We start from the raw sequence: 15,326 nt of genomic DNA on the forward strand, positions 1-15,326 counted from the left end.
CTCAGTCCTCCGGGATCTCGAACGTGCTGGTGCGCCGCATGCCCGCGGCCCGGCCCTTGCCCGAGATCACCAGGGCCATCTTGCGGCTGGCCTCGTCGATCATCTCGTCGCCCAGCATCGCGGAGCCCTTCCGGCCGCCCGCCTCGGACGTGTAGTGGGCGTACGCGTCCAGGATCAGCTCGGCGTGGTCGAAGTCCTCCTGCGACGGCGAGAAGATCTCGTTGGACGCCTCGACCTGGCCCGGGTGCAGCACCCACTTGCCGTCGAAGCCGAGGGCCGCGGCGCGCCGCGCGACCTCGCGGTAGCCCTCCACGTCGCGGATCTGGAGGTAGGGGCCGTCGATCGCCTGGAGGTCGTTGGCGCGGGCGGCCATGAGGAGCTTCATCAGGATGTAGTGGTAGGCGTCCGCCGGGTAGCCCGGCGGCTGCTCGCCCACCACGAGCGACTTCATGTTGATGGACGCCATGAAGTCGGCGGGACCGAAGATGATCGTCTCCACGCGCGGGGACGCCTCGGCGATCGCGTTGACGTTGTTCAGACCGCGCGCGTTCTCGATCTGCGCCTCGATGCCGATGCGGCCGACCTCGAAGCCCATCGTCTTCTCGATCTGCGTCAGCAGCAGGTCGAGGGCGACGATCTGCTGGGCGTCCTGCACCTTCGGCAGCATGATGCAGTCGAGGTTCTGGCCCGCTCCCTCGACCACCGTCACGACGTCGCGGTACGTCCACTCGGTCGTCCAGTCGTTGACACGCACCACACGTGTCTTGCCCGTCCAGTCGCCCTCGTTGAGGAACTTGACGACGGTGTGCCTGGCCTCGGGCTTGGCGAGCGGCGCGCACGCGTCCTCCAGGTCCAGGAACACCTGGTCGGCCGGGAGGCCCTGCGCCTTCTCCAGGAAGCGCGGGTTGCTGCCCGGCACGGCCAGGCAGGAGCGCCGCGGGCGAAGGCGGTCGACGGTCGTCATGCGGGGACCTCCAGGGGGTCGAGCTTGTTCGCTGTGCGGATCTCGTCGACGATACGGCCGATGATCCCGGTGATGTCGAAGTCCTTCGGGGTGAACACCGCGGCCACTCCGGCGGCCCTGAGCCGGTCGGCGTCGGCGCCCGGGATGATGCCGCCGGCGATCACCGGGACGTCGGACGCGCCGGCCTCGCGCAGCCGCTCCAGCACGTCCGGGACCAGCCGCGCGTGGGAGCCGGACAGGACGGACAGGCCGACCGCGTGGACGTCCTCCGCGAGCGCCGCGTCCACGATCTGCTCCGGCGTCAGCCGGATGCCCTGGTAGACCACCTCGAACCCGGCGTCACGGGCGCGTACGGCGATCTGCTCGGCGCCGTTGGAGTGCCCGTCCAGGCCCGGCTTGCCCACCAGGAAGCGCAGCTTGCCGACGCCCAGGTCGCGCGCCGTCTCCGCCACCGCGCGGCGGACCCCGGCGAGCGCCGAGCCCTCCTCGGCCGGCACGGCCACCGGCGCCGACGAGACTCCGGTCGGCGCCCGGAACTCGCCGAACACCTCGCGCAGCGCCCCGGCCCACTCGCCGGTGGTCACACCCGCGCGGGCGCACTCCAGGGTGGCCTCCATGAGGTTGTCGGTGCCCTTGGCGGCCTCCTTCAGCCGCTCCAGCGCCTTGCAGGGGCGCGGGTGGTTGAAGGGCGGCTGGTAGCGGGTGCCGCGCCAGTGCCCGATCGCCTCCACGACGCGGGCCTCGACCGCCGGGTCGACGGTGTGGACCGCGGTGTCCAGGTCGGCGGTGAGCGGGTTCGGCTCGGTGGTCTCGAAGACGTTGACGCCGACGATCTTCTCCTCGCCCGACTCGATCCGGGCCCGGCGTTCGGCGTGCGAGGCCACGAGACGCGCCTTGAGGTAGCCGGACTCCACGGCGGCCATCGCGCCGCCCATCTCCTGGATGCGGTCGATCTCGGCGAGGGAGTCCTCGACGAGCCGGTCGACCTTCGCCTCGATCACGTGCGAGCCCGCGAAGACGTCCTCGTACTCCAGCAGGTCGCTCTCGTGGGCGAGGACCTGCTGGATGCGCAGCGACCACTGCTGGTCCCAGGGCCGGGGCAGGCCCAGCGCCTCGTTCCAGGCGGGCAGCTGGACGGCCCGCGCGCGGGCGTCCTTGGAGAGGGTCACGGCCAGCATCTCCAGGACGATCCGCTGCACGTTGTTCTCGGGCTGTGCCTCGGTCAGGCCCAGGGAGTTGACCTGGACGCCGTAGCGGAAGCGGCGCTGCCCGGGGTCCTCGATGCCGTACCGCTCGCGGGTGATCCGGTCCCAGATGCGGCCGAACGCGCGCATCTTGCACATCTCCTCGATGAAGCGGACGCCGGCGTTCACGAAGAAGGAGATGCGCGCGACCACGTCGCCCATGCGCTCCTCGGGGACCTGGCCGCCGTCGCGCACGGCGTCGAGGACGGCGATCGCGGTCGACATCGCGTACGCGATCTCCTGGACCGGTGTGGCACCGGCCTCCTGGAGGTGGTAGCTGCAGATGTTGATCGGGTTCCACTTCGGGATGTGGGCGACCGTGTACGCGATCATGTCGGTCGTCAGCCGGAGCGAGGGGCCCGGCGGGAAGACGTGCGTGCCCCGGGACAGGTACTCCTTGACGATGTCGTTCTGCGTCGTGCCCTGGAGGCGGGTGATGTCCGCGCCCTGCTCCTCGGCGACGACCTGGTAGAGCGCCAGCAGCCACATGGCGGTGGCGTTGATGGTCATGGAGGTGTTCATCTGCTCCAGGGGGATGTCCTGGAACAGCCGGCGCATGTCACCGAGGTGCGAGACGGGCACCCCGACCCGGCCGACCTCACCGCGGGCGAGGACGTGGTCGGGGTCGTAGCCGGTCTGCGTGGGCAGGTCGAACGCCACCGAAAGGCCGGTCTGGCCCTTGGCGAGGTTGCGCCGGTACAGCTCGTTGGACGCCTCGGCCGTGGAGTGCCCGGCGTAGGTGCGCATGAGCCACGGCCGGTCCTTCTGACGCTCTGTCATCGAAGACCTCAGACGTTCCGGAAGCGGTTGATGGCGTCGGCGTGCCGGGCGCGCAGTTCCTCGTCGCGCACGCCCAGGCCCTCCTCGGGGGCCAGGCACAGCACGCCGACCTTGCCCTGGTGGACGTTGCGGTGCACGTCGTGGGCGGCCTGGCCGGTGTCCTCCAGGGAGTAGACCCTGGAGAGCGTCGGATGGATCTTCCCCTTGGCCACCAGCCGGTTGGCCTCCCACGCCTCGCGGTAGTTGGCGAAGTGCGAGCCGATGATCCGCTTCAGGGACATCCACAGGTAGCGGTTGTCGTACTCGTGGGTGTAGCCGGTGGTCGAGGCGCAGGTGACGATCGTGCCGCCCTTGCGGGTGACGTACACCGAGGCGCCGAAGGTCTCGCGGCCGGGGTGCTCGAAGACGATGTCGACGTCCTCGCCGCCGGTGAGTTCGCGGATGCGCTTGCCGAACCGCTTCCACTCGCGCGGGTCCTGGGTGGTCCCGTCCCGCCAGAACGCGTAGTCCTCGGCGGTGCGGTCGATGATGGCCTCGGCGCCCATCGACCGGCAGATGTCCGCCTTCTGCGGCGAGGACACGACACAGATCGGGTTGGCGCCGCCGGCGAGCGCGAACTGGGTGGCGTACGAGCCGAGTCCGCCGCTCGCGCCCCAGATGAGCACGTTGTCGCCCTGCTTCATGTCGGCGCCGTTGCGGGAGACCAGCTGGCGGTACGCGGTCGAGTTGACCAGACCCGGGGCCGCCGCCTCCTCCCAGCTGAGGTGGCCGGGCTTCGGCATCAGCTGGTTGGACTTCACCAGCGCGATCTCGGCGAGCCCGCCGAAATTCGTCTCGAAGCCCCAGATGCGCTGCTCGGGGTCGAGCATGGTGTCGTTGTGGCCGTCGGACGACTCCAGCTCGACGGACAGGCAGTGTGCGACGACCTCGTCACCGGGCTTCCAGGCGTTGACGCCGGGGCCGGTGCGCAGCACGACGCCCGCGAGGTCGGAGCCGATGACGTGGTACGGCAGGTCGTGCCGCCTGGTCAGCTCGCTGAGGCGGCCGTAGCGCTCCAGGAAGCCGAACGTGGACATGGGCTCGAAGATCGACGTCCACACCGAGTTGTAGTTCACCGAGGAGGCCATGACGGCCACCAGGGCCTCGCCCGGTCCCAGTTCGGGCACGGGCACCTCGTCGAGGTGCAGCGACTTGCGGGGGTCCTTGTCGCGGGTCTCGATGCCCGCGAACATCTCCGTCTCGTCCTTGTGGACGGTGATCGCGCGGTACGACTCGGGCAGCGGGAGAGCGGCGAAGTCGTCCGGCGTCGTGTCCGGCGACTGGATCGCGTCCAGGATGTCCTTCACGGTCACGGTGTTGCCTCCGGCGGTGCGCGCCCCGGGGAGGGGCGTGAGGGTTGCGTCGGGTGCTGCTGAGGGGTGGAAGGGATGCCGTCGGTCCGGCGGACGGTGCTTCGGCAGCGCTTTGTGGCGCGGGAGGTTGCCTGTGACGCAGGCGTCCGGGCGCACGGGCCGGATGGCCCCCGGGGACAGTCGGCACGCCTGCGGTCGCTGCGCGCCGGCCCGCCCGGACCTCTTCAACGTATGACACCGCGTGTCAGCCCGCAAGGCACTGAGTGCCAGAAAGTGGGCTCAGATGAAATCTTTACGCTACAGATGAGCGATGATCGATCGAACGGGCCCGGAAATCCCCCAGAAAAGCGGCTCCGAGATGCCAAAACGGCCACCCCGAGGGGGTGGCCGTCGTCACAGGGGGCGTTTCACCCGGTCAGCGGTCGCGGAGCGCCTCCTCGATGGTCCGCATGACCTCGTCCAGCGGAGCGTCGGTGCGGGCCACCGTCACCAGGACCTCACCGTGCGCGGAGACGGCGGCGGGGACGGCCGCCGGCCGGGCGACCGCGGTGCGCCCGGCGCCGATCCCCGTGCCGAACGTCTTGCGCACGATCGCGAACGCGTGGTCCAGCTGGGCCTCCACGTCCCCCTTGCCGTCCGCCCGCAGCCAGCGCCGCAGCACGTGGTTGTGGGCCGTGACCACCGCGGACGCGGCGACCTCCGCGAGCAGCGGGTCGTCGTTGGCGTCGTCGTCGTGCGCGTGCTCGTCGAAGTGGCCGAGCAGATAGCGGGTGAACAGCCGCTCGTAACGGGCCACCGACGCGATCTCCGCCTCGCGCAGGGTGGGCACCTCGCGGGTGAGCCGGTAGCGGGCCACCGAGATGTCCGGGTGGGCCGCGTACATCTTCATGACTTCCTTGATGCCGCGGCACACGGTGTCGAGCGGATGCTCGTGCGCGGGTGCGGCGTTGAGGACCGCCTCGGCCCGGACCAGGGTGTCGTCGTGGTCCGGGAAGATCGCCTCCTCCTTGGAGCGGAAGTGGCGGAAGAAGGTGCGGCGCGCGACCCCGGCCGCGGCCGCGATCTCGTCGACGGTGGTCGCCTCGTACCCCTTGGTGGCGAACAGCTCCATCGCGGCGGCCGCCAGTTCTCGCCGCATTTTCAGCCGCTGGGCGGCGGCGCGACTGCCTGCGGTGCTCTCGGGCGCGTCGGATGTTGCTGGGGTTCGTGCGGACTTGGCGGGCTGGGACATGACCCGAACGTACTGCATGTGCGCAGCTTGCTGCGCATGTCCGGGGTTTCCCCCGCCCTCCGCGGGCGGGGGATCGCCGGGCCGTCCGGACGGGGGGCGGGCGCCCGGGTCGAGCAGCCCGCCCCAGTCGGCCTCCGTCCGTCCGGCCCGCGTGCGCAGCCGGTCGCCACCGTCAGCGGCGGGCATACTCGCGAAAGCCCCGGCCGGTCTTGCGGCCGAGGCAGCCCGCGGCCACCAGGTGCTCCAGCAGCGGCGCGGGAGCCAGCCCCGGGTCCCGGAACTCGCGGTGCAGCACCTTCTCGATGGCCAGGGAGACGTCCAGGCCGACGACGTCCAGCAGTTCGAACGGCCCCATGGGATAACCGCCGCCCAGCTTCATCGCGGCGTCGATGTCGTCCGGCGAGGCGTAGTGCTCCTGCACCATCTTGACCGCGTTGTTCAGGTACGGGAACAGCAGCGCGTTCACGATGAACCCGGCCCGGTCGCCGCAGTCCACCGGGTGCTTCCTGAGGGTGGCGCACACCTCGCGGGCCGTCGCGTGGACGTCGTCCGCGGTCAGCACCGTACGGACCACCTCGACCAGCTTCATCGCGGGCGCCGGGTTGAAGAAGTGCAGTCCGACGACGTCCTGCGGGCGCGAGGTGGCGCGGGCGCAGGCGACGACGGGCAGCGAGGACGTGGTGGTGGCCAGCACGGCGCCCGGCCTGCACACCTTGTCCAGCGTCGCGAACAACTGCCGCTTGACGTCCAGGTCCTCGGCGACCGCCTCGACGACCAGGTCGACCTCGGCGAAGGCGTCGTACGAGCCCGCCGGGACGATCCGCTCCAGGGTCCGCGCCGCGGCCTCCGCGGTCGTGCGGCCCTTGTCGACCGACCGTGCGAGGGACGCGCCGACCCGGGCCCTGGCGGCCTGCGCCTTCTCGCTGCCGCGGGCGGCGAGGACGACCTCGTAGCCGGACTTCGCGAAGACCTCCGCGATGCCGGACGCCATCGTCCCGGAGCCCGCGACGCCCACGGAGCGGACGTCGCGGCCCGCGGTCGGCACCGCGCCGTCCAGCGGGGTCAGCGCGTCCCGCACGGTCGTCGCGCTGCCCGGCGCCTCGTAGGTGTAGAAGCCGCGGCCCGCCTTGCGGCCCGTCAGACCCGCCTCGCTGAGCTGCTTGAGGATCGGGGCGGGCGCGTGCAGCCGGTCCCGGGAGGCCGCGTACATGGCCTCCAGGACGGTGCGCGCGGTGTCCACGCCGATCAGGTCGAGCAGCGCCAGCGGGCCCATCGGCAGGCCGCAGCCCAGCCGCATCGCCGCGTCGATGTCCTCGCGGGAGGCGTACTTGGCCTCGTACATCGCGGCGGCCTGGTTCAGATAACCGAACAGCAGCCCGTCCGCGACGAACCCGGGACGGTCCCCTACCGCCACCGGCTCCTTGCCCAGCGCCAGCGCGAGGTCGGTGACCGCGGCGACGGCCTGCGGCGCGGTCAGCACCGAGGAGACGACCTCCACGAGCCGCATCGCCTGCGCCGGGTTGAAGAAGTGCAGGCCGAGCACGCGCTCGGGGTGGGCGGAGTCGGCGGCCAGCCGGGTCACCGAGAGGGCGTTGGTGCCGGTCGCGAGGATCGTCTCCGGGCGCACGACGGCGTCCAGTTCACGGAAGACCTGCTGCTTGATCCCGTACGACTCAGGGACCACCTCGATGACGAGGTCGGCGTCGGCCGCCGCCCCCAGGTCGGTGGCGGTGCGCACCCGGGCGAGCACGTCGGCGCGCTCCCGCTCGGTGAGCCGGCCGCGCGCCACGGCGCGGGCGGTCGAGGCATCCAGGACGGCGACCGCGCGGGCTGCGGCGGCCTCGCTGACGTCGATGCCGACGACCTCGCGGCCGGCCCGCGCCAGGACCTCGGTGATGCCGGTGCCCATGGTGCCGAGGCCGACGACGGCCACGGTGCGCAGCGGGGACGGGGGAACGGGGGACAGGGGAGCGGCCATCGCGGGACTCCAGGAATGAGGGTGACGACGGAAGGCGCCCGAGACGCCGGAGGCGCACCGGGTGCGGAGAAGAGGGGTGCGGGTGTCATCCGGCCGCAGGGGCGCGCGGCCGGGGAGCGGCCCGGACCGACCGGCCCTGTCCCGGAGCCGGGTCCTGCCGCGGTACGTGCGTACCGAACCGATCAGCACTCACGACGGCCGCGTCACCAGACCGCCGCGAGCAGGGGTGCGAGTGGGTAACCCGCTCGTATGAGCTTAACCGGCGGGTAACGAGCGCGCCAGCCCCCCGTAGTTCGTGAGGGGGGTCCCGCCCGCCCGGGGACCCGCCTACGCTGGGCGTCGTGGACGAAGAGTTGCGCTCGCTCACGGAGCGTCTACGGCAGGAGTCGCAGGGGGCGCCGGCGTACGAGCGGCTGGTGGCGACCGACGACCACGAGGAGCTGGCGGAGGTGCTGACGGCGGCCGGACAGCCGCTGTGGGCCCGGGAACTGGCCGCGTTCCGGCTGGGCGTGGCCGGGGACCGGCGGGCCTTCGAGTCCCTGGTGCTGCTCCTCAACCACCGCGACCCGCCGCGCTGCGCCTGCGCCGCCCGCGCCCTCGCCCGGCTGCGCGACCCCCGTACGGCACGCGCCGCAGCGGCCCTCGCCACCAACGAACTCCGTGTCGCCTACGCCCTGCACCCGGTACGGCTGCTGGTCGAGCTGCGCGCCCCCGAGTCCGTGCCCGCGCTGATCACCACCCTGGAGCGGCGGCTGCACCCGCACGACCCGTACCGCAGGGTTGCCCTCGCCTGTGTGGAGGGACTGGGCGAACTCGGCGACGTCCGGGCCCGCCGCGTCCTCAACGAGTCCCTGGCCCACCCCGCCCTGGCCGAGGCCGCGGTGCACGCCCTCGCCCGCATCCCGGCTCCCCGCTGACCGGAGCGGGTGTCACGCCTCGATCACCGCCAGGGCCTCGACCTCCAGGAGGAAGTGGGGGGAGACCAGGGCCGCCACCTGGACGGCGGTCGAGGCCGGGAGGCGGTCGTCGGGTATGTGGGCGGCGCGGGCCTCGCGGACGGCCGGCAGGTGGGCCATGTCCGTGACGAAGTAGGTGAGTTTGACGACGTGCTCGAAGGTCGCGCCCGCGGCGGCGAGGCAGCGCCGCAGGTTCTCGAAGACCTGACGTGCCTGCGCCGCCGGGTCGCCCGCGCCCACCGGGGTGCCGTGCTCGTCCAGGGCCAACTGGCCGGAGACGGCGACCAGTCGGCCGGTCGCCGTCACGACGTGGGTGTACTGGGCGGCGGGGGCGACCCCGGCCGGGGTGATCCTGGTGCGAGTGGTCATGGGGCCATCGTGGACCATCCGGCCGACAGTGACCCGGGCGGCCCCGGCGGCCCCGGTGGCCCGGGTGGCCCGGGTGGCCCGGGTGGCCGGGTGGCCTGGCGGCCCCAGTGTCCCGGGTGGCCCGGTGGCCCCGGTGGCCCCGGTGGCCCTGGCGGTCCGGGTGGCGTGGCGGCCTGGCGGCCCTGGCGGTCCGGGTGGCGTGGCGGCCCGGTGGCCCCGGCGGCCCGGTGGCCCCGGCGGGCCTGCGGCCCCCGTGTCCCGGGCGGCCTGGCGGTCCGGGTGGCCGGGCGACCCTGCGGCCCTGGCGGTCCCGGTGGCCCTGGCGGTCCGGGTGGCCCGGTGGCCCCGGTGGCCCCGGTGGCCCCGGCGGTCCGGGTGGCCGGGCGGCCCGGCGACCCTGCGGTCCCGGTGGCCCTGGCGGTCCGGGTAGGCCCGGCGGCCCCGGCGGGCCTGTGGCCCGGTGACCTGGCGGGGCGTCAGCCGTGGAAGCCGAGGAGGCCGTGCAGGGCTGAGCCGCGGGACGACGCGCCGGCCGCCTTGTCGGCCGACGGCTTCGGATCGGGCGTGTGCGCGCACACCGCGTCCACCGTCCCGCGCCCGCGCGGCACCGTGCCGTCGGTCAGATACGCGGCCAGGTGCCGGTCCAGACACGTGTTGCCGCTCAGCGAGACCCCGTGGTTCCCGCCGCCCTCCTCGACGACCAGGCCGGAGCCGCGCAGCAGCCGGTGGACCGTCACACCGCCCTGGTACGGCGTCGCCGCGTCGTTCGTCGCCTGGAGGAGCAGCGCAGGCGGCAGCTTGTCGTTGGTGATGTCCACCGGGTGCGACGACGGCGTGGGCCAGAACGCGCACGGCGCGTTGTACCAGGTGTTGTTCCAGGTCATGAAGGGCGCCTTCCCGTACACCGCCCAGGTGTCCCGGCGCCACCGGTCCCAGTCGCGCGGCCAGGGCGCGTCACCGCACTGCACCGCGGTGTAGACGCTGTACCCGTTGTCCCCCTCGGAGCCGACCGCGGCCAGGGCGTCGTACACCTTCACCAGCGGGGCCGGGTCCTTGTCGTTGACGTAGGCCGCGAACGCCTCGGCGAGCCGGGGCCAGTAGCCGTTGTAGTAGCCGCCCGGCATGAAGGTGTCCTCCAGCTCCGCGGCGCCGACCTTCCCGCCGGCCGGCTTCCGGGCGAGCGCCGCCCGCATCGCGTACCACTCGGCCTCGACCCGTGCGGGGTCGGTGCCGAGCCGGTACGTCGTGTCGTACCTGGCGATCCACGCCATCAGCGCCCGGTGGCGGTCGTCGAACGCGAGGTCCTGGCCCAGGTTGTCCTCGTACCAGACGCCCGTCGGGTCGACGATCGAGTCCAGGACGAGCCGGCGGACCCGCTCCGGGTACAGCTTGGCGTAGACCGCGCCCAGATAGGTGCCGTACGAGTAGCCGAAGTAGTTGATCCGCCCCGCCCCGAGCGCCGCCCGGATTGCGTCCATGTCCCGCACCACCGCCACGGTGTTGATGTACGGCAGCACGTCCGGGTACTTCTGGCCGCAGGCGGCGGCGAACGACCGCGCGCGGGCGACGTCGTCCTTCTCACGCGCCGCCGTGTCCGGCAGGGAGTCCGCGCGCACCGGGGCGAAGTGGCCGGGCGCGCAGTCCAGCGCGGGGGTGCTCCGGCCGACCCCGCGCGGGTCGAAGCCGATCACGTCGTACTGGGCCGCCACCTTCGCGGGCAGCGCCGACGCGACGAACCCGGCCAGGGACAGCCCGCTGCCGCCGGGGCCGCCCGGGTTGACGAGCAGGGGCCCCTGGAACGTCTTCGCGGTGTGCGGGACACGGGAGAGGGCGAGGGTGATCCGCCGGCCGTCGGGCCGGGCGTGGTCGAGCGGCACCGTCAGCGACCCGCACTGCAGGGTCGGGAGGTCGGTGGAGCCGCACTTCTTCCAGGCGATCGCGGCGGTCCGGACGGCCGGCTCGGGAAGGCGCGGGCTCGCACCGGCGGGGACGGCCGTGACCGAACCGGCGACGACGGCGGCGGCAGCGCACAGCACGGCTGCGCGAGTTCTCATGGGTCCTCCCAGGACGGAGGGTGCGTGGACGGCGAGTGTCGCGGTCCACGCCGCATCGTCCCGGAATGGGCGCCCGGAAGAACCCGTTCTGCCGATACTTGACCCGATTGGCGCGCGGGATGCCCTCGAACGCGCTCAGATCAGCGTGAGTTGCGTCGGTCCGGACACCGGTGCCCCCGCGTCCGGCGGCTCCGGCTCGGGCGGCCGGATCCGGCGGGGCATCCCCGCGGGCACGGGACCGATGCCGTACTCGCGGGCCAGTTCGTGCACCTGACGGGTGATCCGCCGCTGGTACCACTTCGGCGCGTAGGCGCCCTCCGCGTACAGCCGCTCGTAGCGGCGTACCAGGTGCGGGTGGTGCGCGGCGAGCCAGGCCATGAACCACTCGCGGGCCCCCGGCCGCAGATGCAGCACCAGCGGGGTGACCGAGGTCGCCCCGGACGCCGCGATCGCCCGCACGGTGGCGCGCAGTTGGGCCGGATCGTCGCTGAGGAAGGGGATGACGGGCGCCATCAGCACCCCGCAGGCGATGCCGCGCTCACCGAGGGTCCTGACGACCTCCAGGCGCCGCTCGGGCGCGGGTGTGCCCGGCTCCACGGTCCGCCACAGGGCCTGGTCCGTGAAGCCGACCGAGACCGAGATCCCGACGTCGGTGACGGCCGACGCCTGCTCCAGCAGATCGAGGTCGCGCAGGATCAGCGTGCCCTTGGTCAGGATCGAGAAGGGGTTCGCACGATCGCGCAGGGCCGCGAGGATGCCCGGCATCAGCCGGTAGCGGCCCTCGGCGCGCTGGTAGCAGTCGACGTTGGTGCCCATCGCGATGTGCTCGCCCTGCCAGCGCCGCGAGCCGAGCTGGCGGGCGAGCAGTTCGGGCGCGTTCACCTTGACCACGATCTGGGTGTCGAAGCCCAGGCCCGTGTCCAGGTCCAGGTAGCTGTGGGTCTTGCGGGCGAAGCAGTAGACGCACGCGTGCGAACAGCCCCGGTAGGGATTGACCGTCCACTCGAACGGCATCCGTGAGGCGCCCGGCACCCGGTTGATGATCGAGCGCGCCCGGATCTCGTGGAACGTGATCCCGGCGAACTCGGGCGTGTCGAAGGTACGCGTGGTCACCGCGTCCGCGCCGAACAGCGCGGCGTCCGCCCGGCCGTGCTCGGGCTCCACTGTGAGGTTCTCCCAGCGCATCACGCCTCCTCGGTAGCGCTGGCCCCAGAATAGAACATCTGTTCGCATGATCGTGCAAGGTTCGTTTCCGATCGACTCGGGCACCCCGATTTGGGCCGCCGGGCGCCGGGGTGGTTGGCTTGCCCCAACCCCGAGAAACCAGGTCCTGGAGGAACGCAATGGCGCAGGTCGAGGCCACAACGGAGCGGGTCGTCGCGGCGGACGCGGAGACGGTGTTCGACACCCTCGCCGACTACCAGGACGCACGCGCGAAGATCCTTCCCGAGCAGTTCAGCGAGTACGAGGTGCGCGAGGGCGGCGACGGCGAGGGCACCCTCGTCCACTGGCGGCTCCAGGCCACCAGCAAGCGGGTGCGCGACTGCCTCCTGGAGGTCACCGAGCCGACCGACGGCGAACTGGTCGAGAAGGACCGCAACTCCTCCATGGTCACCGTCTGGCGCGTCACCCCGGCCGGCGAGGGCGGCTCCCGGGTCGTCGTCACCTCCACCTGGCAGGGCGCCGGCGGCATCGGCGGCTTCTTCGAGCGCACCTTCGCGCCGAAGGGCCTCGGCCGGATCTACGACGCGATTCTCGCCAACCTCGCCGCCGAGGTGGAGAAGTAGCGGCGGAGGGACGACGGGCGGCGCGGCGCCGCCAAGCACCGGCCGGTGCGGGGGCGTTGGCCCCTCACCGGTTCGGGTGAGACTCCGGCCGGACCGAGGTTGTGCCGTAACTCGCCGTACTTGTTCGCAGTTGTCGCGATACGCGGGAAATATGTGACAGGTGCGACGAGGGGAGCGGTACGTGGGCGGGACGACTCTGGTGCAGGACGAACCGGTCGTGGCACCACCACCGGAGGCCGTGACCGCGCCCCCGCCCGCGCCCCCGTCCCCTCCCGAACTCGGCCCGCGCCAGGTCCGGTTGGTCTTCCTCGGGCTGATGCTCGCGCTGCTCCTCGCCGCCCTGGAGCAGATGATCGTCGCCACCGCGCTCCCGAAGATCGTCGGTGAGCTGCACGGCCTGGACAAGATGTCCTGGGCGATCACCGCCTATCTGCTCACCTCCACCGTCGGACTGCCCATCTACGGCAAGCTCGGCGACCTGTTCGGCCGCAAGGGCGTCTTCCAGTTCGCGATCGTCGTCTTCGTCGTCGGCTCCGCGCTCGCCGGCCGGGCGCAGAGCATGGACCAGCTGATCGCCTTCCGCGCCGTGCAGGGCGTCGGCGCCGGCGGGCTCATGATCGGCGTGCAGGCGATCATCGCCGACATCGTGCCGCCCCGCGAGCGCGGCCGCTTCATGGGCCTGATCGGCGCCGCCTTCGGCCTGGCCTCCGTCGCGGGCCCCCTGCTCGGCGGCTACTTCACCGACCACCTCTCCTGGCGCTGGTGCTTCTACGTCAACGTCCCCTTCGGCCTGCTCACCCTCGCCGTCGTCACGGTGGTCCTCAAGCTCCCCCGGCCGCGCACGAGGGCCCGCCTCGACGTGCTCGGCTCGCTGCTGCTGGCCGCGGCCTCCACCTGCCTGGTCCTGCTGACCAGTTGGGGCGGCACCGAGTACGCCTGGGACTCGCGCCGGATCCTCGGGCTCGGCGCGGGCGCGCTGGTCGCCACCGTCCTCTTCCTCGTCGCCGAGCGCTTCGCCGCCGAACCCCTCATCCCGCTGCGGCTGTTCCGGGACTCCGTCTTCAATGTCACCGGACTGGTCGGACTCGTCGTCGGCGTCGCCCTGTTCGGCGCCGCCAGCTATCTGCCGACCTTCCTCCAGATGGTCGACGGCGCCTCCGCCACCGAGTCCGGGCTGCTCATGCTGCCCATGATGGGCGGCATCGTCGCCGCCTCGATCATCTCCGGACAGCTCATCAGCCGCACCGGCCGTTACAAGGTCTTCCCGGTGCTCGGCGGCGCGCTGTCCGTCGTCGGGATGTGGCTGCTGTCCCGGCTGGAGGTCGACACGCCCCGGCTGCACTACAGCGTGTGGATGGCCGTCCTCGGCGCCGGCATCGGCATGGTGATGCCCGTCCTCGTCCTCGCCGTGCAGAACTCCGTGCGCCCCGCCGACCTCGGCACCGCGACCAGCGCCAACAACTACTTCCGGCAGATCGGCGGCAGCGTCGGCGCCGCCGTCTTCGGCACCCTCTTCGCCGGACGCCTCACCGACGCCCTCCAGGAGCGCCTGCCCGCGCGGGCGGGCGCCGGTCTGCCCGACCCCGAGTCGATCACCCCGCAGCTCGTCCACGCCCTGCCCCCGGCCCTGCGCGACGCGTACATCCGCGCCTACGCCGACGCGATGCCCCGGATCTTCCTCTATCTCGTTCCGGTGCTCGTCCTCGGCCTGGTCATCGCCTTCTTCCTCAAGGAGACCCCCCTGTTGAACAGCACAGCGTCCCATCACACCGCCGAGACGGACCCCACCACCGTGCACGGCGCCATCCCCCAGGCCCGGGCCCCGCACGCCGCCGGCATCCCCGTCTGCGGCACGGTGCAGCACCCCGACGGGACCGTGGTGCCCCGCGCGGCCCTCACCCTCATCGACGTCTCCGGACAGCAGATCGGCCGCGGCGCGAGCGGCGAGGACGGGCGGTACGCGCTGGCCACGCCGGGATCCGGGGCGTACGTCCTGATCGCCGCCGCGGGCGGACACCAGCCGCAGGCCGTCTCGGTGACCGTCGGCGAACGCCCCGTCGAACTCGACGTCGTCCTCGGCGGCGCCGGGCGCCTCGCCGGCGGTGTGGTCACCGCCGACGGCACACCCGTGCGGGACGCCACCGTCACCCTCACCAACGTGCACGGCGAGGTCGTCGCCGCCACCCGCAGCGGACGCGAGGGCGGCTACGTCATCACCGAGCTGGTGGCCGGCGAGTACACCCTCGCCGCCAGCGCGCCCGCCTTCCGCCCCGCCGCGCTCCCCGTCACCGTGCAGGCGTCCCGCGAGACCCGCCAGGACGTCGAACTCGCCGGCGGCGCCGTGCTGCGCGGCACCGTGCGGGCGAGCGGCGGCCGGCCCGTCGAGGACGCCCGGGTGACCCTGCTCGACGCGGCCGGCAACGTGGTGGACACCCTCACCACGGGTGCCGACGGGACGTTCCGGTTCGTCGACCTCTCCTCCGGCGAGTACACGGTCATCGCCGCCGGCTATCCGCCGGTCGCCACGGTCCTCCAGGTGGCGGGCGGCGGACGCACCGAGCGGGACCTCCAGCTCGGCCACGAGGACTGACCGCCGGCGCCCGGGGCGCGC

The 15,326-nt window shown here is 72.7% G+C and carries 11 protein-coding genes; 3 read left to right on the top strand and 8 right to left on the bottom strand.

Annotation, left to right across the window (positions count from 1 at the left end):
- Position 1: 1 nt before the first annotated feature.
- From AB0F77_RS30340 to AB0F77_RS30360, 5 genes are all read right to left on the bottom strand, one after another.
- Positions 2-964 (bottom strand): CoA ester lyase, encoded by a 963-nt coding sequence (locus tag AB0F77_RS30340; protein ID WP_361954881.1) that lies wholly within the window; start codon positions 962-964, stop codon positions 2-4.
- Positions 961-2,988 carry a protein meaA gene (locus AB0F77_RS30345; protein ID WP_361954882.1) on the bottom strand — a complete coding sequence of 676 codons (2,028 nt, stop codon included), beginning with the start codon at positions 2,986-2,988 and terminating at the stop codon, positions 961-963. The genes AB0F77_RS30340 and AB0F77_RS30345 overlap by 4 nt, the downstream gene beginning before the upstream one ends.
- Positions 2,989-2,996: 8 nt before the next feature.
- A complete protein-coding gene (ccrA, locus tag AB0F77_RS30350; protein ID WP_361954914.1) occupies positions 2,997-4,334 on the bottom strand; it encodes a crotonyl-CoA carboxylase/reductase in 1,338 nt (445 codons plus the stop codon).
- 421 nt (positions 4,335-4,755) lie between these two features.
- Positions 4,756-5,571, bottom strand: coding sequence for a TetR family transcriptional regulator (locus AB0F77_RS30355; RefSeq protein ID WP_361954883.1), 816 nt, complete (start codon positions 5,569-5,571; stop codon positions 4,756-4,758).
- A 172-nt stretch (positions 5,572-5,743) separates the two neighbouring features.
- Complete coding sequence (locus AB0F77_RS30360) at positions 5,744-7,549, bottom strand: 3-hydroxybutyryl-CoA dehydrogenase (RefSeq protein ID WP_361954884.1); 1,806 nt, start codon at positions 7,547-7,549, stop codon at positions 5,744-5,746.
- Between the two features lie 341 nt (positions 7,550-7,890).
- Between AB0F77_RS30360 and AB0F77_RS30365 the strand changes: the two genes are divergently transcribed.
- On the top strand, positions 7,891-8,466 hold the full coding sequence (locus tag AB0F77_RS30365) for an adenylosuccinate lyase (protein WP_361954885.1): 576 nt from the start codon (positions 7,891-7,893) through the stop codon (positions 8,464-8,466).
- Positions 8,467-8,478: 12 nt separating this feature from the next.
- Here the strand turns inward: AB0F77_RS30365 and AB0F77_RS30370 are convergent, their stop codons facing one another.
- The 3 genes from AB0F77_RS30370 to AB0F77_RS30380 all read right to left on the bottom strand — a co-directional run bounded on the left by AB0F77_RS30370 (position 8,479) and on the right by AB0F77_RS30380 (position 12,113).
- The gene (locus tag AB0F77_RS30370) at positions 8,479-8,874 is read right to left on the bottom strand and encodes a RidA family protein (protein WP_361954886.1); all 396 of its coding nucleotides are present in this window, start codon (positions 8,872-8,874) and stop codon (positions 8,479-8,481) included.
- A 476-nt stretch (positions 8,875-9,350) separates the two neighbouring features.
- The gene (locus AB0F77_RS30375) at positions 9,351-10,928 is read right to left on the bottom strand and encodes an alpha/beta hydrolase (protein WP_361954887.1); all 1,578 of its coding nucleotides are present in this window, start codon (positions 10,926-10,928) and stop codon (positions 9,351-9,353) included.
- Positions 10,929-11,063: 135 nt separating this feature from the next.
- Positions 11,064-12,113 carry an Rv2578c family radical SAM protein gene (locus AB0F77_RS30380; protein WP_361954888.1) on the bottom strand — a complete coding sequence of 350 codons (1,050 nt, stop codon included), beginning with the start codon at positions 12,111-12,113 and terminating at the stop codon, positions 11,064-11,066.
- Between the two features lie 158 nt (positions 12,114-12,271).
- Between AB0F77_RS30380 and AB0F77_RS30385 the strand changes: the two genes are divergently transcribed.
- Both AB0F77_RS30385 and AB0F77_RS30390 read left to right on the top strand, forming a co-directional pair.
- Positions 12,272-12,715: an SRPBCC family protein gene (locus AB0F77_RS30385; RefSeq protein ID WP_361954889.1), complete on the top strand. Its 444-nt coding sequence runs from the start codon at positions 12,272-12,274 to the stop codon at positions 12,713-12,715.
- Positions 12,716-12,896: 181 nt separating this feature from the next.
- Complete coding sequence (locus AB0F77_RS30390; RefSeq protein ID WP_361954890.1) at positions 12,897-15,305, top strand: MFS transporter; 2,409 nt, start codon at positions 12,897-12,899, stop codon at positions 15,303-15,305.
- Positions 15,306-15,326 lie beyond the last annotated feature (21 nt).

The organism is Streptomyces sp. NPDC026672 (genome assembly GCF_040638185.1).
Taxonomy (GTDB): Bacteria; Actinomycetota; Actinomycetes; order Streptomycetales; family Streptomycetaceae; genus Streptomyces.